The 22,952-nt window shown below is 40.0% G+C and carries 14 protein-coding genes; 10 read left to right on the top strand and 4 right to left on the bottom strand.

The features are described 5' to 3' along the window. Positions 1 to 29: 29 nt before the first annotated feature. The 5 genes from hutI (at position 30) to V6R21_RS21440 (ending at position 7,187) form a co-directional block, all read left to right on the top strand. Positions 30 to 1,253, top strand: coding sequence for an imidazolonepropionase (gene hutI / locus V6R21_RS21460; protein ID WP_334245592.1), 1,224 nt, complete (start codon positions 30 to 32; stop codon positions 1,251 to 1,253). Between the two features lie 656 nt (positions 1,254 to 1,909). Then, the gene (locus V6R21_RS21455; protein ID WP_334245591.1) at positions 1,910 to 3,055 is read left to right on the top strand and encodes a hypothetical protein; all 1,146 of its coding nucleotides are present in this window, start codon (positions 1,910 to 1,912) and stop codon (positions 3,053 to 3,055) included. A gap of 526 nt (positions 3,056 to 3,581) precedes the next feature. Further along, positions 3,582 to 4,604 carry an RluA family pseudouridine synthase gene (locus V6R21_RS21450; protein ID WP_334247591.1) on the top strand — a complete coding sequence of 341 codons (1,023 nt, stop codon included), beginning with the start codon at positions 3,582 to 3,584 and terminating at the stop codon, positions 4,602 to 4,604. 392 nt (positions 4,605 to 4,996) lie between these two features. Continuing rightward, complete coding sequence (eno, locus tag V6R21_RS21445) at positions 4,997 to 6,301, top strand: phosphopyruvate hydratase (protein ID WP_334245590.1); 1,305 nt, start codon at positions 4,997 to 4,999, stop codon at positions 6,299 to 6,301. A 301-nt stretch (positions 6,302 to 6,602) separates the two neighbouring features. After that, positions 6,603 to 7,187: a TetR/AcrR family transcriptional regulator gene (locus tag V6R21_RS21440; protein WP_334245589.1), complete on the top strand. Its 585-nt coding sequence runs from the start codon at positions 6,603 to 6,605 to the stop codon at positions 7,185 to 7,187. Between the two features lie 87 nt (positions 7,188 to 7,274). Here the strand turns inward: V6R21_RS21440 and V6R21_RS21435 are convergent, their stop codons facing one another. The 4 genes from V6R21_RS21435 to V6R21_RS21420 are packed head-to-tail and all read right to left on the bottom strand — an operon-like array spanning position 7,275 to position 12,825. Beyond that, on the bottom strand, positions 7,275 to 8,495 hold the full coding sequence (locus V6R21_RS21435) for a hypothetical protein (RefSeq protein WP_334245588.1): 1,221 nt from the start codon (positions 8,493 to 8,495) through the stop codon (positions 7,275 to 7,277). A 39-nt stretch (positions 8,496 to 8,534) separates the two neighbouring features. Beyond that, the gene (locus tag V6R21_RS21430) at positions 8,535 to 9,449 is read right to left on the bottom strand and encodes a porin family protein (RefSeq protein ID WP_334245587.1); all 915 of its coding nucleotides are present in this window, start codon (positions 9,447 to 9,449) and stop codon (positions 8,535 to 8,537) included. 37 nt (positions 9,450 to 9,486) lie between these two features. Beyond that, on the bottom strand, positions 9,487 to 11,142 hold the full coding sequence (locus tag V6R21_RS21425; RefSeq protein ID WP_334245586.1) for a DUF1501 domain-containing protein: 1,656 nt from the start codon (positions 11,140 to 11,142) through the stop codon (positions 9,487 to 9,489). Between the two features lie 48 nt (positions 11,143 to 11,190). Continuing rightward, positions 11,191 to 12,825 (bottom strand): DUF1800 domain-containing protein, encoded by a 1,635-nt coding sequence (locus V6R21_RS21420; RefSeq protein ID WP_334245585.1) that lies wholly within the window; start codon positions 12,823 to 12,825, stop codon positions 11,191 to 11,193. Positions 12,826 to 13,220: 395 nt separating this feature from the next. Here V6R21_RS21420 and V6R21_RS21415 point away from each other — a divergent pair, with 395 nt between their 5' ends. The 5 genes from V6R21_RS21415 to V6R21_RS21395 all read left to right on the top strand — a co-directional run bounded on the left by V6R21_RS21415 (position 13,221) and on the right by V6R21_RS21395 (position 22,935). Then, on the top strand, positions 13,221 to 14,696 hold the full coding sequence (locus V6R21_RS21415; RefSeq protein WP_334245584.1) for a TolC family protein: 1,476 nt from the start codon (positions 13,221 to 13,223) through the stop codon (positions 14,694 to 14,696). A 50-nt stretch (positions 14,697 to 14,746) separates the two neighbouring features. Continuing rightward, positions 14,747 to 15,706, top strand: coding sequence for an HlyD family secretion protein (locus V6R21_RS21410; protein WP_334245583.1), 960 nt, complete (start codon positions 14,747 to 14,749; stop codon positions 15,704 to 15,706). 35 nt (positions 15,707 to 15,741) lie between these two features. After that, the gene (locus tag V6R21_RS21405) at positions 15,742 to 16,938 is read left to right on the top strand and encodes an ABC transporter permease (RefSeq protein ID WP_334245582.1); all 1,197 of its coding nucleotides are present in this window, start codon (positions 15,742 to 15,744) and stop codon (positions 16,936 to 16,938) included. Between the two features lie 552 nt (positions 16,939 to 17,490). After that, entirely contained in the window at positions 17,491 to 19,029 is a 1,539-nt protein-coding gene (locus tag V6R21_RS21400) for a hypothetical protein (protein ID WP_334245581.1), read from the top strand. 459 nt (positions 19,030 to 19,488) lie between these two features. Continuing rightward, positions 19,489 to 22,935 (top strand): hypothetical protein, encoded by a 3,447-nt coding sequence (locus tag V6R21_RS21395; protein ID WP_334245580.1) that lies wholly within the window; start codon positions 19,489 to 19,491, stop codon positions 22,933 to 22,935. Positions 22,936 to 22,952: the final 17 nt, after the last annotated feature.

Below are 22,952 nucleotides of genomic sequence, written 5' to 3'. Positions count from 1 at the left end.
GGTAATACCCATTTATTTATAAAAATATTATGAAACTGATAGGACCATTTGCTCAGATTCTCACTTTGGCAAGTCTACCGGAAAAAGGTGCTATTGCTGATGAGGAATTGGATGTGCTGGAAAATGGGGGCGTAGTAGTAGCCAATGGCAAGGTTGTCACAGTGGGCGATTATGATACTTTGCTTTCAGAATATCCCAATATTGAAAAAGAAGTCATAGAGGAGGAGCAGGTTTTATTGCCAGGTTTTATTGACTGTCATACGCATATTTGTTGGGCTGGAAGCCGTGCACGAGATTATGCGATGCGAATTGCAGGAAAGCCATATCTTGAAATAGCTAAAGCTGGTGGTGGTATCTGGGATTCTGTAACCAAAACAAGAAATGCCTCATTGGAAGAGTTGGTTGAAAATACAGTTAACAGAGCGGAGAGACATTTGGCAGATGGTATCACTACGATTGAAGTGAAGAGTGGATATGCCTTGAGTCTTGAAGGTGAGCTGAAGATGTTGAAGGCAATCAAAGAGGCAAACCGTCAAGTAATCGCAGACTTGGTTGCTACATGCTTGGCTGCGCATATAAAACCTAAAGATTTTGAAGGTACTCAAGAAGAATACCTTAACCATATTCTAAATGACCTTTTACCTGAGGTTAAAAAGCAGGAGTTGGCAAACCGTGTAGATATCTTTATAGAAGAGACAGCATTTGGTGAAGACGAGTCCAAGGCCTATTTGCAGAAGGCAAAAGAAATGGGGTTTGAGATTACGGTACATGCAGACCAGTTTTCTACAGGTGGCAGTGCTGTAGCGAAGGAAGTAGGTGCATTGTCTGCCGAGCACCTCGAAAGCAGTACTGACAAGGAAATTGAGTTGATGGCCAATGCAGATATGGTGGCTGTAGCCTTGCCAGGAGCATCCTTGGGATTGGGAATGGCTTATACACCTGCTCGAAAATTATTGGATAAAGGAGCAAGTGTAGCAATTGCAAGCGACTGGAATCCAGGTTCAGCACCGATGGGAGATTTGCTGATGCAAGCTGCTGTATTGAGTGCCGCAGAAAAGTTGAGTACCGCTGAGGTATTTGCAGGGTTGACTTTCCGTGCTGCTAAAGCTTTGGGCGTATCAGACAGAGGAAGAATAATAGAAAACCAGTTGGCAGACTTACAAGCTTACCCTGTAAGTGATTTCCGTGAGATACTTTACCAGCAGGGGAGACTGAAGCCTGTAACTGTCTGGAAAAAAGGAATTCAGATATAAGAAGCTTTAAAAACTATAGAAACCACATCTTAACAGGGTGTGGTTTTTTTATTTCAATGCCAGATATAGCTAATGTACTTTATAGGGTTTCAGAAGACTGTATTGGTAGAAGAACTAAGGTAATTGTGGCAACATTACAGCTGAGAGATAAATCGAAAAAAGGCTTTTTCCTTACGTAAAATTTACAAATTGGTGTCAACGACCTATATTCAGATTAAGATTAATACATTATCAAATAACGAAACCAACCATCTAAGTAAAGACCTAACTCACTTTACTTAAAATTACTAACAAAAATCAACCATGTACTTTATACTGAAGAATCTGTTTTGAATCAATACCCACAGTTTTAGAACACGATCAGTATATAACATTGTTAGATTAACTCTCGATTCACTAACCTGAATTATTAACCCATTTATTACCACTATGAAAAGCCTAACTTTTAAAAAACACTCTCTCAAATTGTGTCCTGATCAATCCTATAAAACTGGTTTTAAACCAAAAGCCCCTCTTATTTGATCAGGCAACCTCCTCTTTATCATTTATGGTTTCTAATTGACCAGCAGCTCTGACAAGTTATTGGAGTTATTTTATGGTATTTGCGATTGAAGCCAGATTTCTATTCCAACCTGATTTATAAACTCATCTCCCGCATGAAAACACTTTACTCAGTTTTAATGTGTACCGCTTTGGTATGCTTGGTCAGTATTGCCAATGCTCAGAATGGTTTTATCAATATAAGTAGTGAAACAGTTTCCTCTCCAAAGAATGGTGTTTTTGGAAATGACTCCTTAGATGAATATATGCAGGGAAGTAGCAACTGGAGTGATTTAAACCAAGGGGGAGACGGGAAGTGGGATATTGCCGATCTATCAAGCAGTACCATTCCTTCAGAAGATATGGTATACCTTCAAGAGGTACTGGATACATGGGAAGGGGATGTTGTTTTTGTTGAAAACCCTTTGGTATTTAGTTCTTACCCTGTGTTGGGTTTTGAATTTGTTTATGAAGGCTCAGACCCCGTGTTGTTTATTCTGAATGACCAAATGAACATAGAGGATGGTAATGACATTTATTTGCCTGAAGGTTCTGCCATTTTGATATTATCTAGTGGAGAATTGGATGTTGAGTTCAGTATTTTTGGCTCAGGTATTCAGGCAGGTAGTGACAATTTACTTTACAGTGGCTTAATATCAGATCCTGCCCCAATAGGAGGGCCATTGCTTATCAATAAAGATGGAAATACTGTATTGCCAGTTGAGCTGATATATTTTTCAGCCAATGGAGTAAGTGAAGGTGTCCAACTTTCATGGGCTACAGCTTCAGAAGAAAATAATAGCCATTTTGAAATTGAAAGATCAACAGACGGTATTACCTACGAAAAGTTGGGAGAGGTCAAAGGGAGTGGGTATACGCAAATGAGGGTTGATTATGAGTTTATAGATAGTAATACACCTTCTGGAGATGTATTCTATAGACTGAAACAGGTAGATTATAATGGGCAGTATGAATATTTCCCTTTGGTATATCAAGATGTATCAACTACTAAATGGGAGATAGGTAATATCTCAAACCCTACTTCAGGAGGGTTTAACATAGAGTTGTTTACCCCTAAAGGTGATAGGTTTTACTTTAGGGTAATCGATCAGCAAGGGAGGATTTTATCTCAAAAAGAGGTTCAACTGTCAAGAGGGGCTACGGTGATTCAATTGGGAAATGATAAACCATATAAAGGATTTATAGTCATACAAGTGATTTCTGGTAACCAGAAACAAGTGCTGAAGCTTTTTCATAAATAGTACCAACACCATGATTATTTCTATATGTATAATTAAGAAGGGCAGCCGTTTGGCTGTCCTTTCTTTTTTACAACTTTTCTGTTGATTGATTGAATTATAAAGTGTTTTTCATAACGTTTCTGCATAACGAGTGCTGTGATAATGCTGAGAGTAGAAATAAGGATAATAATCTATATCTTTGTAATCGTTTGTGCTTGCTGTTTTGGCTATTCTATTAAGATGGAGTCAGCAGTAATAAATCAGCTTAGTAGAATTGATGAAATTCTAAAGCTGATATTAGCATTTAAATTGAACCAAGAATAATTTCAATACAAGGTCAGTAATCTGAATAATGACTCAATAGCAATTAATACCAACTGTTGAAGACTGACTACTATATTATTTTTCAGGTAACTGATAATTAACTGCTTACAACCTTATGGAAAACGGTAAGTTTGAAGACAAAAAGACCGAGGGGAATAGACCTGTTGCTGCCGATGACCAGTACGGAGGTGTCAGTGTAGATAAGTTCCAGAATGAGATTGACATGGATGGAGATATGCAGGACGGCGAAGAAGTAAAGTTCGACGAAATGCGTATCGATGTGGATATGGGACAGGCGCTGCTTCGCATTGACAAGTTTTTGGTAAATCGAATCCCAAATCTGTCTAGAAACAGAATTCAGGATGGAATCCGCGATGGAGATGTACTGGTAAATGGATTTCCAGTTAAACCTAATTATAAGGTTAGGGCTGGAGATGTTGTAATGGTAATAATGCCTCAGCAAAGAGGAGATACAGAAGTAGTACCTCAGAATATCCCTCTTAATGTTGTATATGAAGATGATGATTTGCTTGTGGTGAACAAGGAGCCGGGCATGGTCGTACACCCTGGGTTTAACAACTGGGATGGTACCTTGGTCAATGCATTGGTTTATCATTTTGGGCAGTTGCCAACTGCGTTCAATGCTGATGATAAGCCAGGGTTGGTTCACCGTATTGACAAAGACACTTCAGGGCTGCTGGTAGTTGCCAAGACTGAGCAGGCTATGAATCACTTGGCGAGACAGTTTTATGATCACTCAATTGAGCGTACCTACTATGCCTTGGTTTGGGGAGAGCCAGATGAGGAGCAAGGAACAGTCAAGAATTTTATAGGACGTAGTTTTTCGGATCGTCGTGTTAGTACAGTCCATGAAGAAGGAAACTATGGTAAGTTTGCTGTTACTCATTACAAGGTGCTGAAACGATTAAGATATGTATCGTTAGTGCAATGTAACCTTGAGACAGGACGTACGCACCAAATCCGTGTTCATATGAAGTACCTTGGGCATCCACTTTTTGGAGATGTGATGTATGGAGGTAACAGAATCCTTAAAGGGGTGAATACAGGTAAGTACAAGCAGTTTGTTGAAAATTGTTTTAGTATTTTACCAAGACAAGGACTTCACGCAAAGTCTTTAGGATTCGTCCATCCAAGAACAGGGAAATGGATGCAGTTTGATACCGAATTGCCAGAGGATTTGACAACTGTCTTGGAGAAGTGGGATAATTACCTGCAATACAATTAAGACACAAGGTGCATTTGCACTTTTCATATTTGAGCAGCTCTCTTTCATAAGGGAGCTGCTCTTATTTTTTAGGGTGAAATCCTCTTTTAAATTATGTAGAGATACAGTTGTATATAGCAGAGTAAATCGGGTGAAGTTGGTTGTGAAATTGAATTTTAACTATTTTTCACACTTATAGTTTCGCTTTGTTGACTGATTAAAGTGTTTTTTAACACTTATATTGTGGTTTGAAAATCAGGTCAATGCTGTGTTTGGTGGCATAACTACTCTTATAGCTTTCCATTTTGCTCCTAACGACATTAAGATATGCTGATATATATCATGTTTTTCTCTCATACTCAGCCCTATATTGTGTCGTATCTATTTTTATAACCAAATAATAGTTCTTACAAATGAGCTTTATCCAAAACATTCATGCAAGACAAATTCTTGACTCTAGAGGTAATCCTACTGTAGAAGTTGAGGTAATGACTGATAATGGTAAAATCGGCCGTGCTGCAGTACCTTCTGGTGCTTCAACTGGTGAGCACGAAGCAGTTGAGCTGAGAGACAAAGGCGATGCTTACTTGGGTAAAGCCGTTACTAAAGCGGTTGACAATGTAAATAGCATCATCGCTGAGGAGTTGATCGGTTACTCTGTATTCGAGCAGAACCTGATCGACGATATCATGATCAAGATTGACGGCACTGAAAATAAATCAAAGCTGGGTGCTAACGCCATTTTGGGTGTTTCACTGGCAGTAGCACATGCAGCAGCAGCAGAGTTGGGTCTTCCTCTTTACAGATACGTAGGTGGAGTTTCAGCAAACACGCTTCCTGTACCAATGATGAACATCATTAACGGTGGTTCTCACTCGGATGCTCCTATTGCTTTCCAAGAGTTTATGGTACAGCCTGTAAATGCACCAAACTTCACAAAAGCAATCCAAATGGGTTGTGAGGTATTCCATCACCTGAAAAAAGTAATCCACGATAGAGGCTTGAGCACTGCTGTAGGTGACGAAGGTGGTTTCGCTCCTGCATTTGATTCTACAGAGGATGCACTTGACAGTGTTCTTTTGGCTATCAGAAACGCTGGTTACGAGCCAGGTAAAGACATTACTATCGCGCTGGACTGTGCATCAGCTGAGTTCTACGTTGATGGTAAGTACGACTACACTAAATTCAACGATACTAAAGGTGGTGTGAAAACTCCAGCTGAGCAAGCTGAGTTCTTGGCACAGTTGGTAGACAAATACCCTATCACTTCAATCGAAGACGGTATGGATGAAAACGACTGGGAAGGTTGGAAAATCCTGACTGACAAAGTCGGTGACAAGTGCCAGTTGGTAGGTGATGACTTGTTTGTAACAAACGTGAAGCGTCTGTCTGAAGGTATCGAGAAAGGTATTGGTAACTCAATCCTGATTAAAGTAAACCAGATTGGTACACTTACGGAAACAATTGCAGCAGTAGATATGGCTCACAGAGCTGGTTATACTTCTGTAATGTCTCACAGATCAGGTGAAACTGAGGATACTACAATTGCAGACCTTGCAGTTGCTTTGAACTGTGGACAAATCAAGACAGGTTCAGCATCAAGATCTGACCGTATGGCTAAATACAACCAACTGCTTAGAATTGAGGAGTCTTTGGGCGAAGTAGCAAAATACCCGGGTTTCGCTGCTTTCAAGCAAAAATTTAGCTTCAACAAGTAATCTTCTCCTCTGAGAGGACAAAATAATATTAAAAGCCTGCCATTCCTTTAAAGCGAATGGTAGGCTTTTTTATATAGCGGGTGAATCGCTCGTTAGATGTCCGAATCAATAAAAATTGGTATGATTTTTATCTAACTTACAAGCTTTATACAAAAGGAACATAGTACAGTCCCGTGTAAAATCACATGGGGTTTTTTGTTTACTATTTTGTTAAAATGTTAATTTTTATAGATTTGTTCTAATCGAGTATTGCGTAATCATCGCCAAAACACATATTCACGTTGATTTTTGATTTTTTATTATGGCTAAAAGTATAGACGAAACAAAGTTAGAAAGAATTAAGCAGGCAACGATAGAAATGGTTGTAACCAAGGGATACGGAGGTGCTTCCGTTTCGTCTATCGCCAAAAGGGCACAGGTAGCAGACGGTTACCTATATAGACACTTTCCAAGTAAGCAGGCATTGGTGCAGTCACTTTATGCATCCCATATTGACGAATTCCGTCAACTGGTGTATGAAATGATGAATACCTACAATACGTTGGAAGAGATTCTGTTCAACTTCATTAATGCAATCTTTGAATTGACGAATGAAAATCCATCAAAAGCGATGTTCATCAATATGTTGATGAATGATTATACATTCTTGATGTCAAAGGATATGCGTTTGCGAATTCCTGAATCTTTTGAGAAGCTGTTGGATAAAGGAAAGGAGACAAAAGAAGTAGACGCTGGCATTTCAATAGAAGAGTTTACGGCAGTATTCCCTGCAATTCCAATTGAATATGCTTCGTCACGAGTAAAAAGAATCTTTTCAGATGAAAAGTTGACAAGTGATGATGCCCATAAAGTAACCACACTTTGTGTAAAGGCATTGAAGGGGTAATTCGAGTTTCTCTTCAGCCAAAAAAGCCTCAGAAGCAATTACGGACTTCTGAGACTTTTTCTATATAACAGTGTAGTGATATCAATCTTATTGAGAAGTAAGTTCTTCCAAATCCTCTTTACTCATTTTAATTAAGACAGGACTGTTGAACCTTCCCATTGCATAGGTAGAAGCCAAAATGCTAATGCCTCCATCTTCGGTAGTTGCGATGTCTTGTACATTGAAGTCATACCCTTCACCATAATATTGCTCCCCTAGTAAAGTTTGACTTTCCGGATCAAAGATGAGCAACTTGACTTGCTGACTATTGGTCGTGACTGCATAGCAGATAACATCTTTGCCTTGTAGTGTCGTCTTGCAGATAGCTACTTGGGAGTTGCTGATTTCTGGCAATCGACTTGTTTCTAGACTGGCAATACTGTTGTCTTGAACTGTTGCAATATTGATAGACGGACTAATGTTTGTTTCTAAGGGATCAAATACAGCAATAGCAAACTCATCGCCACTCACCTCGATTGCTGAGCGAATACCACTACTCAAACGGTTGCCAATTACGCTTCCTTTACGGACGCCATCAGCAGCGTTGACGAACATCAACGAAAATGAGAAGTTATAGAAACCATTGACGAGATACATACCATTAGCTTCTTCAACAAAAAATGGGAGTATATCAGTATTGCCTACCAACTGACTGAAAAGAGCGTCTTCTACATCTTCTTCAACAGACATATCTTCACTCCATACCTCTTGTCCATTTGCATTCATTTTCACAATCCTTGTGCTTCGGTTTGTTCGATTGTAGTGCTGAAGTACTATACCTCCATCAGTTGTCAATGTTGTTGCCAAAGGGTATTGGTAATCACTGAAATATTGGTTTGTGGTAAGGTCTCCAGATAGTAGGTCCACTGAAAGTATGTATGTGCCCAGTGATGCAGCATCCATACAGATAAAGTTTGCATCTGAACCATTAATCAAGATTTTACCTACGGGGTTTACATATTGTTGAGGAAGGAATTTCTCCCATTCCATTTCGCCTGATGCATTTGTTTTCAGTAAGTACCCACCATAAAAACTGGAAATGGTCTCATCAGGTGAACTGGAAGTACTTCTTGGAGACACACGGGCCAGTATCAGGTAGCCATTGTCAGCAGTCTGCGCATGCGCAATAGGGAAAACAGGGGTGTCTGTAGCTCTTTGAAATACTTTTAGAAAACGGTCTTCCGGCAGTGGAACTTCCTGCTCTTCGGTGCAGTTGCTGAATGAGATCACCAGCAATAGCAGCATGTAAAATATGTAATGGTATTTCATGTTAAATTCTTTTATCATATCACACATAATGTGTGCTGGTTATTTTCTCTTCTTTTTGCCTTTGTATGAATTCCTGTTGTAAACCTGTCCAATATGGTCAAGTGGGACAGCCATGCTGATTGAAACTTCAATGTTGCGCATGCTTAGGTCATCAGATATATCATAATAGCTAGAAACCAGCTCAAGGTTGTCGTATTTTCCATCAGGAGCTGTAATACCCATCATTGGCTGCTTGTAGTTAACCTCCAAAGACAGTCGTGTCGTGTAAAGGTCAAAACCAATACCTCCACCTGCTGTGTATCCCCAAAAGCTGTCATAGTATTGGTTGTCAATACCAAACTTCTTTTTCTCTTCTGTTACTGTTGTCAGTCCGCCTTCGGTAATGCTTTTATCACCTGTGATGGTTTTGTTCGCATTCAACAGCTTGCTGTAGTACATTCCACCTTGAACAAAAAACCTGAATGGGTATTTTGACAGTGAAAAATGTAGCAGCATTGGAGCCTCAAAGTAATTGAGAGAATGTTGATGCTTGTAGTTGGTTCTCACTGTCTCTAAACCGGATTCTGCAGGAAGCCATTTGTGAGACGTTTCATAACCATATCGGTAGTTGGCAAATGTTGGCTGTACAGAAATAGCCATAAACCTGACAGGGTAGTAGAAGAACTGCGCAGCCAAGTTTGGGCTGATGTTATTCGTTACTGTGGTATAAGCCTTTTCTTCCTCATTGTTTTGACCAACAGAAGACAGTACACTATGAAATCCATCCTGTTGTACCATAGTGGCATTCATGCCAACCTTAAAACCGATCATCCAATGGGAATCATCTAAAATTTTAGCGGAAATATTTGCTTCATCTGAGAGTCGCTTGCTCTTAAGATACCTTTGTGCAAATGTCTGATTAGACAAAATCATCAGTGTGCTACAAAGAATCCCTATCCATAGAATCCTTTTCATATATATTCTCTTTAAAAAATGAATCTCATTATTTTATTTATTTGGCAATGATTAGCCTTTTTGCTGCTTTCAGCAGACCTGCCTCTATTCTGTATATGTAAGTACCTGCCGGAACATTGTAAAGCGTAACAGGATATTGGTAAGTGCCGGGCTTTTGAACCTCATCTACAATTCGCTTGACCAATTGTCCATTCATATCATAGAGGTTGAGACTGACATGCATGTTTGCATTGATCCGATAACTGAAAATGGTTTTATTTCGAGCTGGATTCGGGTAGCAGTTGTCTAACCTGTATCGCTCATTGATGAAATCGTCCTTGATACTTGTAACAGTGGAACTACCTGCAATCAATGGGAGCTTTTTATCTGAAAAGTCTTCGAACCTTGTATCCTGAATAGCCTCAGGAGTTGCCCCCATCCAGTCTTCAAGAAGCGTGGTGAATACTTGACGGTAATCAATCTCATAGCGGATGTCTCCTCGATCGAGGTTTTTCAAGTCAGGAGTGTTACCAACCACACCTGGATGAACATTTTTGCCAAAGATCATCATTGGGGCTGCCTTCCCGTGGTCAGTGCCATAACTACCATTGGAAATTGCCCTTCTTCCAAATTCAGAGAAAGTGACCGTCAGGACTTTATCTTCAAGCCCTAAAGCTTTCAAATCATCCTGAAAAGCCCTTACGGCAGAAGTGATGTGATACAGCTTGGCTGCATGTCCTCCCATGGTCGCATCATAATCTTCAACCTGATTGGCATGGGTATCAAAACCGCCAATTTTAGCAAGGAAAATCTTGGTTTGAGCACCTCCACTTAAAAGCCTTGCAATCATTCGCAGCTGTGCTGAAAGCGGATTCCTTACATCTCCGTCTGGAGCACTTAGCGGATAACGCTCTGGATATACAGTACTACTGTTGCGTCCTTTATCAAACAGCTCTTTAAGTCTTCCTGCATATTGGTTGGACTTTTCTTCCAGGTCCATAATCCATTGCAGTTCATGTCCGTAGAATGTGTCCTTAACAGACTCTGGCGGGGCACCTCCTACATTGGTAATCAGATTGTAAAACTGTTCCGGATTGTTGATTGAGATAGAAACAGGTATACCTGAATCCCTATGGAAAGCTAAAGACATGTCGTTCCCGATTTCCAAGGCCAGTGGATCAGGGTTTTGTTCACTTGGATAACCTTCAGGGTAGGCAGGGTCATAGTGATTGAGGTATCGCCCAATCCATCCTGATCCGTAATGGTCATCATAGTCGCCACCCATAAACCAAATGTCACGGCTACGGAAGTGTGATCCGTTGATGTTTTCGTAGGCAACGTTCTGTACAACGGCAGCTTTGCCTTGGTCATAAAGCCATTTGAAATCCTGCATGTCAGGGTGAAGGCCAACCTGTTGCTCATCAGGTAAGAAACTGTCTAGCTGAATCATCTTGCGGTTCCCTGATTCAGGAATCGCTATATTGGCTCTTAAGTTATAGTATTCACTGTATTGATTGATTGGGATGATGGTATTCAGTCCATCGTTACCTCCATGAAGCTGTATAAGGACAATTACCCGATCATTGGTACTGTTAGCAGCAGCTCTTTGTAGTTCACTGTTGGCTGCAAATGCTTGCATCGGCAATCCATTCAATACAAAAGGTGCAGCTCCTGCCAAAGAGGACAGGTTTTTAATGAAGTTTCTTCTTTTCATGATACTGAAGATTGGTAAAGGAACATGTTGGTTTGATTAAAAAAGTGACTAGCAGAGTTGATACTCAGGCGATTGCAATAGTCCAATCAGCAGTGTCTCAAGCAGTGGTCTAACAGTTTCGTCATTGCCTGTAATCTGATAGGCTCTCCACTCATTTTCCCAGTCCATCAGTGAAAAATTGTCCAGCATCTTGCTGTACAGGAAGTAATTGAAGCGTTCGTCAGTGATGATCTCAGGGAGTAAGGTGTCCGTAAGGGTTTTGACAAGCAAGGTGGCATCACCCGGTTCACTGACATTGTTTACAATGAAAGCAACAGTATCCCACTCAAGTCCCAGTTTTGTGCCTTTGTCAAAAACAAGGTACTCACCAAACAGGTAGCGGTAAGCCAAGTAGTTTGGAGTAATCCAGTTTCGGTTATAGGCAGGGGCTTGATGATAAGAAGTGTACCCAGCCACCTCAAACGGCTCATAAAAGTTCATGCCTTGATCTCCGACCATTCCTAAAACATTCTCCATGATTTCGTAGAAACTGGCAGCATCTGTTTGTGGGTCAGGGAGCGTTATACCAAAATATTTCATTCCACCTAAAGCAATCTCTAAAGGTGACTTGATGATCGCTCCACGGCTATTGTCTTCAGCCAACGAATTATCAGTATCAAAGAAATGCTGACTGCTGAAGAGTTGTCTCAGAACAGGTTCCATCTCATAATTGTTGGCAATCATTGTATTGGCAAGTCCACTGATGATGGTGTTTTCTACTTCTTCAGAGATTTGATAGTAGACAAAGAACCTGTAGAGTTTTCGGCAGATATGCTTGGCTGTCGCTTCTTGAGCAAAGATCATTTCAATCAGTTGATCAAGTTCATCCAAGACTCCTTCTACAGTCGTTTTTCCATTTGTAACTTCAGGTGGAGCAATAATGGTATTGCCAAAAGCAGCACTGAATTTTTTATCCTCCTTAGCAAAATGTCTGATGGCTACTTGTCCGTCACTTGAATTGATTTTGCCTTGTTCAATATTGGAGTCAATATCAATGGATGCGCCAGTTTCGTCAAAATAAAAGCCGGACAAGACCTGAGCAGCTGCTCTTACATCCTGTTCTGTATAGTTGGTGTAATCACCATCACCTACCTGTTCACCTTTTCCAATGGTATATAGCTCAAGAAATTCTCTGGCAAAGTTTTCATTGGGACGGTTATCCTCATTGAGGTGAGCATCAAGGTGAAACATCATGGCATTATCAAGACAGATCTTCTTGGCAAGTTCCTTGAAGTTTCCCAAGGCATAGTACCTGAAAAGGGAAATCTGCCAATAAATCATCTTGCTGTAAGGAACCCTTGATTCGATGGTAGTGAAATGCGTATGATAGAAATACGCCATTTTCTCGGCTAAGGAGTGCCCATTGTTATGCATAAGGCCTAGCCACCAACTTTTAATATACCCTTTGCGGAGTCCCTCAGTCTCTCCGGCAGTCGGATCACTGACCCATGTACTGTTGGTATCTGGATCAATGGGAGGGAGCGTTTCAGTTGGTACTTGCATCAACAAGTCAAGCGCTTGCGATATGCTTAAGGGGGCAAATTCATCAATGGCTTGTTTGGTTACCCCAAACGTAAGCCTATTCAGTAAGTGCTTGGCACTTTTAGTGCCTAGTGTCCCACTAGTTGGATTCAAAGAAGACATCTGGTTATAGTTTTGAGCATCTTTCGATTCGCTCAGTAAAAAAAGTAATCTTAATTAAAGGTGAATCAGAAAAAGATATTCACCTATAATTGGTCATTTTCATAATGACTATTAATGCTGTACAAGTTGCTTCTTTTTGTCGTCATAAAATATGCCAAAAAAAGCCTATTTCTTAACAATTCTAACTAACCCGATAAAATTTAATACTAAATCTTGCATTTGAATATTTTTATCACATATATTTGTGAGTGAACGGTTATTCACTAAACGAGTGAATTCATAAACAACAGATTTTTATTCCTTTGACTCAAGACCAGCTTGAAAAAGGATTTTTTTGTAATCAATAAGTGAATGTTTATTCACTTAAAGGTTTTAGGTAAAGATTTAAAGAATTGATGAAAAGAAGGTCGCTATTATTACTGATACTGGGTTTGTATGCCACTTCGGTATGGGCACAAGATTCAGAAAGGCGGATTTTGGTTGAGAAGGCTTTGGTGAACAGCCATAAAGTTGCGATTCAGCAGCATAAAGTGGAGGAGGCAAAGCTGGACAAGGAAAAAGCTTGGTTGACTTATATGCCAAAGGTAGGAGTGACATCAGCTTATATCCGCTTAGGTAACGAACCTACGATTCATGCAGATATTTCAGATTATACAAAAGGAATTGGACAAGCAGCAGAAGGGCTAGGAAGTGGTTTCCAGCAGTACCTTCAGCAAACAGCTCAGGCAAATGCAGCCAATGGGGATTTGGCATTGGCAGGAGCACTCCAAAACCCAGGCACACAAGCACTATTGGGTGCAACGCAGCAATATTTGGGGCAGGCATTAAGCAGCATACCATCGGAGTTGACTTTGGCATTGGCTGAAAACAACCTGTGGTTTTACGATGTACATGCCGAAATGGTCATCTTTTCGGGTATGAAAGTGCCAACAATGGCGAAAGCTGCTCAGGAAAAAATGATGGCACAGAGTGCTTTGGTGGAGAGAGAGGAGCAAGTCGTGATTTTGGAAACACTCGATTACTATGACCGTATGGCGGTAGTTGAGCAATCAATCAAGGTACTTGACAAGTCTCAGGAAAGATTGGATAAACAGACAAAGTTTGCCAATAAAGCAATGGAAGCAGGTTTGGCTACAGATTTTGACCTAAATAAAATTCGAATTGCAGAACAGGAGCTGAAAGCAAAACGAATAGAGTTGAATGCAAGCAGAGAACTGTTGTTCTCAAAACTACAGCAGTTGACAGGAATGGAAAGGTCGGAGCTGGATAGCCTGAGTCCTGAACTCAATATTTGGTGGGTATCTGTAGAAGAAGCGAATACAGCGAATAGGGCAGAACTAAAAGCATTGGACCATTCGATTCAAGCATTACAACACAAGCATAAGGCAGAGGAGTTGGATATTCTACCTAAAGCAAAAGCTTTTGCTCACCTGATGCAAGGTGGTTCTGACAATATTGATATTGACCCAACGTGGTTTGTAGGGGTAGGAATGAAATGGGAAATATTTGACGGTCTTCAGCGTAACCGTGATGTGCAAAAATCTCAATTGGAAGTGGAGAGCATGGTGGAAAGGAGAAAGGAAGCAGAGGAGCTGATTGCACTGGATTACGAGAAAAAATATATGGAATGGCAGGTGGCTACACAGTTGGTTGAAGTAGCCAAGGAAAAAGCCAAGAATGCTGAGCAGGCGATGAAAATCAGGGTTCGTGAGCATGAGAACGGACTTGTAGGGATCAATGATCGCCTAGAAGCTAGCAGTGACTATGAGAAAGCTGAGCTTGATTACATTCAGGCCTTGCATCGTCAGCGCAAAGCAGCAGCAGACTTTTTGCAAGCAATGGGAACGCTTGATGTCACACATATTCAGTAATCATTACAACAGTTAACCAAAAGCTAGAAGAGATTAAAATCGCTATGAAAATGAGATATACAGCAGCTCTTGTCCTGATTGGTTTGGCGGCATGCAGTCAGCCCAAAACTACGATGGAAAATGTACTGAAAGGCAAGCTTAAACGTGAAGCACTTTCTGTAGCCTCAAAAGTACCGGGACGTATTGTTGAAATCAGAGTGAATGAAGGACAGAATGTGAAGGCGGGAGACACATTGGCCATCATCAGTGTTCCTGAAGCTGAAGCAAAGTTACATCAGGCACAAGGTGCAGTAGCTGCTGCAAAAGCACAATATGAAATGGCATTCAATGGTGCTACCAAAGAACAGTTGGAGCAAGTGAATGCCGCTTATACAGCAGCGAAAGAACAGTTTGAGTTAGCAAGGAAAAGCTATGAGCGTGTAAAGAAGATGCACGATGAAAAGCTGATTTCTGACCAGAAATACGATGAGGTTTACACCAAGTTCCAGATGGCTTCCAGCCAGTTGGAAGGTACAGCAGCCAAGAAGAAGGAAGTAGAAAGCGGCGCAAGATCAGAAAAGCAGCGTATGGCATTGGGACAGCTCAAACGTGCAGAAGGTGCTTTGGAAGAAGTAAATGTAGCTTTGAATGAGCGTTACCTGTTGGCGCCTGCTGATATGAGAATTGAGACAGTAGCTCAAAAAGCTGGGGAATTGGCATTGCCAGGTTACAATATCTTTGTTGGCTATGCACAAGACATTACTTACTTAAGGTTTACGGTACAGGAAGAAGAAGTACTGAAATACAAAGTGGGGGATGAGTTAGAGGCATACTCACCATTTGACGAAAAGGTGAAAGTAAAGGCTAAGATCTCAAGCATTAGAGAGCTGCCTGGGTATGCCAATCGTTCAAGTATGAACCCTGATTATAAACCAAGCCAGTCACTGTATGAGGTGAAACTGGTACCGGTGGACAGCAAAGCTGCAAGCGAGTTGCTGACCAATATCACAATGGTGATCAGCAAGGGATAAGCGGATTTTCAAACCATTTAACCAAGCTGAAAAAAATGAAAGAGATAAAAGCACTGGCTAAGCTGATTGTTCGGGAGTTTAAGTTGTTTAAAACCAACTCTGTAGCCGTAGCCATCTTTATAGGAGCACCATTGCTGTACGGACTGATTTTCGGATTTGTATACAATAATGCAAAAGTAAATAACGTACCTATCAGTGTACTTGATCTGGACGAAACACCATTGAGTCATACACTGATCGATATGCTTGAGGATAACGAATATGTGAGGGTTGAACATATCCGACATAACGAGTCAGAGATTCGAGAAGACCTCCTCAATAATATTGTAGCGGTTATATCCATACCGAAAGGTTTTGAGGGAGATATACAGCAGAAACGTCACCCCGAGATACAGGTTGATGTAAATGGTGCCAATATCGTAACTGCTAATTATGCTAATCTGGGTATTAGAACAGTGTTGGGAACGTTCAATGCTGGAATTGAAATAAAGTCATTGAACAAGAAAGGAATTCCTACAGCAATTGCGAAGGAACAGTTTGAGGCATTTAAGATCAATGTTAACCGGTATTTCAATACCAACTCCAACTACTTGCGCTTTATGTGGCCAGGTATGATGGGGACATTGATGCAGCAGGTATTTCTGTTGGTGATGGCTTTAAGTTTTGCAAGGGAATTTGAGACAGGAAGTTTCAGCTCACTGAAGCAAATCTCAGACAATCCATTCTCGGTGCTGACAGCAAAGTCACTACCATATTGGGTGATGGGTGTTTTGTTATGGGGTGCAATCCAATGGGGTTTTTTCCCATTGTTTAAAATGCCTGTAATACATGACCAATGGGCTTTGTTTGTGCTGGTAGCCATGTTTATGTTGGCATTGACCAACTTGGGAGTTTTGGTAAGCTGGGTAATTCCAGACCAACTGAGAGCCACAGAAATACTGATGGTAATAGCGACACCTAGTTTTGTCTTGAGCGGATTTACATGGCCCTTGAGTGAGATGCCAGTACCACTTCAAGCATTGGCACAGGCAATACCACTGACACATTTCCTGTCAGCATTTAGGAAAGTAATGTTTTATGGAAGTGGGGTAAATGAAATTATTCCTGAGCTTAACAATTTGGCAATTACCGCAGTTATTACAGGTGTTGTTTGCTTGATATTGGTAACGCTAAAACTGAGAAAGACATCAGAAAAAAATACAGAAGATATATCTGAAAAAGTTATTGCTTAAAAAATAGATGCTGGAAAAACTAGCATACTATGGCAAAAGAATAATCGCTAGACAGTTTTCCTAAAACTGTTATTCCGATTAGTTAGTTTAATAGGTTTCTGGAAAACCCCTTTAGTTATACTGAAGGGGTTTTTGTTTGTGCTTTTTTGAGTAAAGTGTAAACAAAGCATTTACTCTTTTTTTAGAGGTGTCGTGCTTGTTTTGTAGCGTGTAATTGGAGTGTTTAAACATCAAAATTTAAACATTGATCTATTTTACTTTTTAGGCTTTAGTATTACTCTTATAATATGTTATAGGCTTGTGTATTATATAGTTTAAGCTGAGTAATGACATTGGTTTGGTTGATTTATAGTCTTGTTTATCAGTTTCATTGAAAAAAAATGACATTGGTCAACTTAATTAGGGGATTTTCGTGAGTGTTCATTCATTTATTTGAGAATAATTTTACTTTTTACTGATATTATACTTGTGTAATGATGATGAATGATTTAGTAATTTACTTTTTAAAACTACATGTATCTCTTTGAGATATTACGAAAACCTGACACTAACATGCGAAACTTCCTGCTTAATGTTTTAACTATTACTACAGTAGTAGTAATGGGTGGATTTTTTTTAGTGTTTCCTTTAAACACTTATGCGCAAGATGGAACAATTGATGGATGTGATATCCATATTACTGGGAATTTTAATGGTACTTGGCCAGATGTTTCAGATGAAATTGCTCAACTTGAGGCAAATGGCTGTTCGGAAATTAATGTGATTTTAGATGGTACGATTGATTCCCCATCTGGAAATTTAATTTTTTTAGATATCTGGGATTTGAGGAATGATATGGTGCCAACAAATTTCGTGATCTCTGCAACAGGTACACTGGAAGTTAATAATTATGCTGGAATAGCCTTAAGTTATATTGCGGAGCTTGTGGTTGAGTACGATACCAATGGTTGTCCTAGAGTGGGAGTGGGTTTGGTGAATGATGCAAAACATTGGTTATTTGGGTCGATAGGGGCTTTTTTCTTTATTGAGAGCGAGTTGGAAAGCATTGATTGGAGTTTAGCTGCTATTGGAAGTTCTGATTATACAGCTTGGTCTAGTGAGTTTGATGATATAGCATGTGCTGGTGGTCGAAATAAAGAAGGTATTTCAATTCTAAAAAACTTTGCTGCAGAACGTTCAGGTTCTAGTTCTGTGAATTTTTCTTGGAATGCGACAGGTATCAATGATATTACAAATTTTAGTGTTGATGCAGTGGCTATTCATGGTACCAACAATATTGATATTTATGATCCAGATAATGGCAGTACTTATGATGTAATCACTACTAGTTTAAGTCTTAACCAAATAGCAGCTGGAGCCATTACTTTTACCGACAATAATATTGGAGATCCTGATACCAGATACTATATCATTTCTCTAACATTAATTGGAAATGGAGGAGCAAGTGTTGAAGCTGGCGGAGGAAGTGGTTGTGTACCATGTGAAGTTAGTATAGCCTCCGGTGAAGCTGTCTCAGGTATGGCATATGCTCCACTTCCTGTAGATTTAATCTTTTTCTCTACCAAGAACCAATCAGATGGTACACTACTTTATTGGGCAACAGCATTTGAGATCAGTAATAGCCATTTTGAAATAGAGCGGTCTTCGGATGGTAAAAACTATGAACGAATTGGTACTGTTCAAGGGTACGGATTTAGTGAGTCAAGAGTGGATTATGAATTTTTGGATGAAGCTCCTTTCCAAGGACTAACAACCTATTACCGTTTGAAGCAGGTGGACTACAACGGAAGGTTTGAATATTTTCCATTGATTGTAAGGGATCAGTCTGAGGGAGATTTTACGGTTCAGAATTTAAGTGGTAACCCAATAGCAACCAATAAGCTGAAACTGCAAGTTCACAGTCCTATAGCACAAAGCGTAATATTTAAGCTTGTAGGAATGAACGGTGTGGTCCATTATGCAGAAGAAAAGCAAGTGGATGTAGGTTCAACGTTGCTTACCATTGATATTGAAAAGGTAACCTCAGATATGCTAATCTTACAGGTCATTTCAAAAAGTAAACAAGAAACGTTGAAGTTAATGAAATACTAAACCTGTTTTAAAAGAAAGTCTCTCGTAAATGGGAGACTTTTTTTTGTGAAAACTTTTTGGTGTTGAGACATTGGTTTTGTTAGCTGTTGACAGTTATGGTGTTATCTTGAAATGGTGACTCAGGTGTAATGCTAGTCGTTTTTTTAGTAACAGATATTCACATTTTTTTCCTGAAGGCTTAGTCATTTCGTTAGTAAGTTTGTTGGCATATTAGTGGTGACCGAAATTCAAATCACTCGGTTTTGCACTTTTGCAACAAGAACTGAAACCATAATTAATGGAGGTGTTTTTTTATCTTTTGAGGGACTACTTTTTTATTAGTCTTTGGTATTCTAAAGCCTATGGTAAGCAATCATCTTTCCTGTAAGAAACCTATGTTTCTTAGCTTTTTGCCATCAATTGTACTACTTGTTTAGCTCCTCGATTATAAACTTTCACCCTTAATTTTTTTAATCTAAGATGAAGGAAAAATCTGATCTGATTGTAGTTGACTTACAGAGCAAAGACTCTTTGCAGCAAGCACTTGAAACATTTTTATCAAAATTAAGAAACTCAGCACTCAAGATAGGTTTTGATGTAGAGAACTTGGATTTTGAGGAAAAATATACTCCTCTATTTTATGCAGAAGAAAATGGTGAGCCTCGATATTTTGATTATGGCGATGTGGTCAACCCTGAAATGGTTGAAGCTGTTTTGGCAAATGGGGAAGGTGCATTTTCTTTTAAAAAATCACGGAAAGAGGTTTGGGTTAATGATCCCCGCTTTGCGGAAGCGGTTGTGTTTGTAGCAGCGTTGGAGCACCCTGAGTTAAAGCAATTAGTGGTGGAGATTGCAGAGGCGATTGTAGCATTTTCAATTGATAAAAATGATACAGATTCCCTGTGGATTGATGATTGCCACGTATTTGGTTTGGATATCATTTATACACTAGCCTTGTTTTATCCTGAGTACACTTACTTGATAGGACAATATATTACTCCTTACTGGGACTCTGAACATGCTGATTATGTTTTCAATTACCTGAAGGCTTTGAAGAAAAAGCAGGGATATGGCCAGCACATACTGAAGGCTATAGCCAACTCATATAATGATGAGCAGATCGAACGGGTAGCGAAGAATGACTATAATGGGGATTGTGAATTGCATGACCATTTTCAGGAAAACCCTGACGATTTTGTGTATTTCTGTGATGAGGTAGTGGAACATGTCCGTTTATTCCCTATTGAGAAGGAGGATGACGAAGGTAGGCATATTGTGGAACTGATCATGAGCAGCATTTTGCCATCCATGACTGAGGAAGAGATGGAAAAGGAGGTCTTTGTTCATAACACTTATGCGGGAACAATTTCACAACTGCGTAGCAAGGTCAACAGTGTCCTTGAAGGAGTTTCACCTTCAGCTTATTTTTTCCAGAAAAATGAAAAAAGTGCAATAGATGTTTGGGACGATTTAGTGGACCATGAAGAAGAGCAGGGTGGTGAATATGCTGTAAATAAGGATTTCCTTATTAATGGGTTTGATAATGGGGAGGAGATTTGGGCATATGTTCAGCATGGAGAAAACCCTGAAGTACTGGATACAATAGTACCAGCCGAACTACTGTCACTTGCTGAAGATAGAGGATTGAAAATCCTGCCACGCTTGAAATATATGGGCAGTGAGTTGGAGCCTATATTGCGCTACTACTTTGATGAATATAGTGATGATGATGACGATGAATACGTTGTTAATGCTATTGGTGGTAAAAGCTATAAACCATCTCCGAATAAGGAAATAGCATTGAGAGTTGTGGATGTATTCTTTCATTTGGGAGGGAAAGAGCTACTTGATGATGATACAATAGAAGCGATTGTAGATACCTATGAGCTGTGCAACATGGAGGACCTGCAAGAGCGATATAAGGTTGACAATAAAGAGGTGCTTGCGAAGAAGGTGGCATCTTTAATTTCATCGTTTTTTATAGAACACATGCCTCTCAATTCTTTGGACAGGATTTATCTGCTCTATAAGCAAGATCCTACTGTTTGGAAAGAGGTGTTGGACAATGCGAAAGAATATCATCGTGAGTATATGGATGAGAGTATGCTGGCTGTATTGCCAAAAGTAACCGACCGTTCTGTGGTATACGGTAGCCAATTGCTCTCCGTCGCTTATGTTTGCAATAAGGAGGGAGGACTTAGACCTGACGAAAACCTGCAGGTATTGGTGGATTTCTTTGCCAATCACTTTTGGGATACCTTGATGTATGAAATGTTGGAGTACTCACGCTATAGAGGGGCTAGTGAAGTCTCGGATGTAGAGGTGTTGGAAGCCAAGGTCAAAGCAGTAAAAGAATACTGTATCGGGAAGCAAGCAACACCACCCCCAAGAGAGATCATAATGAAATTGATGCAGGGAGGACCTGCTGCCTTGACAGAGGAAGAACTTCAAATATTTGAGGCTGCCAAGAAGCAGGCAGCACCAATGCCTTTGGAAGAGGTGGAGGCGATCTTGCAGGATCTTTTTGCTACTGAAGAAAACCATAAGGGAACTCCTTATGTTCACCTTTTCCGACGTTCTGAAAATATAGGGATGCTACTGGCTGCTGCTGCTTATGGAGCCAGAGGATTGCCTATGAGTTTTGAACCGTCACTAAAGAAGGTTTTCAACCTGTTGGTGTCTGTGGATCCAGTAAAAGCATTGGATTTGGTTTATAAGAATTTTCATAATGACCAGAAGTTAATCGATCCGATGAACCTGAATGATTTTATCGAGCTTATGGATAAACTTGGAGTTCCATTGAGTCAGGTAAAAGCTTGGGAGATTGTCTTTTTACAAAAGAAAATAGACCATTATACAGATCCAGAGCAGGCTGCCATTGATCGTTTGCATACATTGGAGGAAGCTTATGCCTATTATGATAAGATAGATGAGGATCAACCGGGTTTGTGGAAACGTCAGGAAGAAAAAGAAAAGGCAGCACTAAAAGGTGCTATCCAATATCTGGATATGAATCGAAGATTAAGGTTTATATCGGCAGCTAACAAGCTTAACTCAAGAAAGGAATTTGAGGATTTCATCCATCAAGAAAACGAGGAAAGGCTTCAAGAAGCACTAGACGATTTCTGTAAACGAATAATCAACTTTGAAAAACCCGGATGGGCTCGAAATGAGGAAGAAAACCTCTTGGCTCAGAAAGAAGTTGAGGAAGCTGCTGAGTGGATCAAAGATTACCTTTTCAATACTGGTGACTTTACAGAAATAGAAGAGAAGCTAATGCCTAAGCTCGTTGCTTATATTCCAAGTTCTCTGGATGCTCAGATCTGGGCATATGAGGATAAGGTGAAACATCGGGCCTTATATATGTTGGTGCGCTTTGGGCATATGAACCGAGTGTATGACTATTGGTCACATTGGGATGACCTGTCCAGAAGAATGGATAAGGATATCACTGCAGAGTTCTATAACCTGCTGATTGAAATTGGTGCAGGAGAATCCTATGCAATGCATTTTATCCTTAAAAACTATCAGGCAATCCATCAGAGCTGTGACTTTGAGGATAACAGCTTTGCACAACACTACCACAATATCTATTCGAAAGTCCACCTATTTGAGTTAATGGAAAGCTTGCCTGCCAATTTGGTCATATTTGGCATCAGGCAGATTCAGGATGATCTGTCCATGACACCGCAGTTACTGGAATTTTTCGGTCATCCGAAACGAAAAGTGAGAGACGAAGTACTTCCTGTACTGATTTACCGTTTGGAAGAAAGAGTCGAGCAGTTTAATGCAGCGTTTTTGGAATATGCAGATAAGGCTAAAGGGAAATCCAAAAATACTTATCAGGCATTTTTACAGGCAGTCCGTGAAAAGGAATCCTTGACAAAACATACCACCGTCTTTGATCAGTGGGAAGCAAGACTCTAGCAAAAGTAGTATATCTT

Origin of the sequence: Limibacter armeniacum, from assembly GCF_036880985.1 — a bacterium.
In the GTDB taxonomy this organism is placed as follows: domain Bacteria; phylum Bacteroidota; class Bacteroidia; order Cytophagales; family Flammeovirgaceae; genus Limibacter; species Limibacter armeniacum.
The sequence above is the reverse complement of the archived record's forward strand: the minus strand, read 5'-3'. Positions and strand labels throughout refer to the sequence as shown.

What these genes read in the sequence shown, in the direction of transcription:
- V6R21_RS21415 (WP_334245584.1), top strand. Translation starts at nt 13,221, where the DNA reads ATGAAAAGAAGGTCGCTATTATTACTGATACTGGGTTTGTATGCCACT.
- V6R21_RS21400 (WP_334245581.1), top strand. Translation starts at nt 17,491, where the DNA reads ATGCGAAACTTCCTGCTTAATGTTTTAACTATTACTACAGTAGTAGTA.
- hutI (WP_334245592.1), top strand. Translation starts at nt 30, where the DNA reads ATGAAACTGATAGGACCATTTGCTCAGATTCTCACTTTGGCAAGTCTA.
- V6R21_RS21440 (WP_334245589.1), top strand. Translation starts at nt 6,603, where the DNA reads ATGGCTAAAAGTATAGACGAAACAAAGTTAGAAAGAATTAAGCAGGCA.
- V6R21_RS21430 (WP_334245587.1), bottom strand. Translation starts at nt 9,449, where the DNA reads ATGAAAAGGATTCTATGGATAGGGATTCTTTGTAGCACACTGATGATT.
- V6R21_RS21435 (WP_334245588.1), bottom strand. Translation starts at nt 8,495, where the DNA reads ATGAAATACCATTACATATTTTACATGCTGCTATTGCTGGTGATCTCA.
- V6R21_RS21395 (WP_334245580.1), top strand. Translation starts at nt 19,489, where the DNA reads ATGAAGGAAAAATCTGATCTGATTGTAGTTGACTTACAGAGCAAAGAC.
- V6R21_RS21425 (WP_334245586.1), bottom strand. Translation starts at nt 11,142, where the DNA reads ATGAAAAGAAGAAACTTCATTAAAAACCTGTCCTCTTTGGCAGGAGCT.
- V6R21_RS21455 (WP_334245591.1), top strand. Translation starts at nt 1,910, where the DNA reads ATGAAAACACTTTACTCAGTTTTAATGTGTACCGCTTTGGTATGCTTG.
- V6R21_RS21405 (WP_334245582.1), top strand. Translation starts at nt 15,742, where the DNA reads ATGAAAGAGATAAAAGCACTGGCTAAGCTGATTGTTCGGGAGTTTAAG.
- V6R21_RS21420 (WP_334245585.1), bottom strand. Translation starts at nt 12,825, where the DNA reads ATGTCTTCTTTGAATCCAACTAGTGGGACACTAGGCACTAAAAGTGCC.
- eno (WP_334245590.1), top strand. Translation starts at nt 4,997, where the DNA reads ATGAGCTTTATCCAAAACATTCATGCAAGACAAATTCTTGACTCTAGA.
- V6R21_RS21410 (WP_334245583.1), top strand. Translation starts at nt 14,747, where the DNA reads ATGAGATATACAGCAGCTCTTGTCCTGATTGGTTTGGCGGCATGCAGT.
- V6R21_RS21450 (WP_334247591.1), top strand. Translation starts at nt 3,582, where the DNA reads ATGGATGGAGATATGCAGGACGGCGAAGAAGTAAAGTTCGACGAAATG.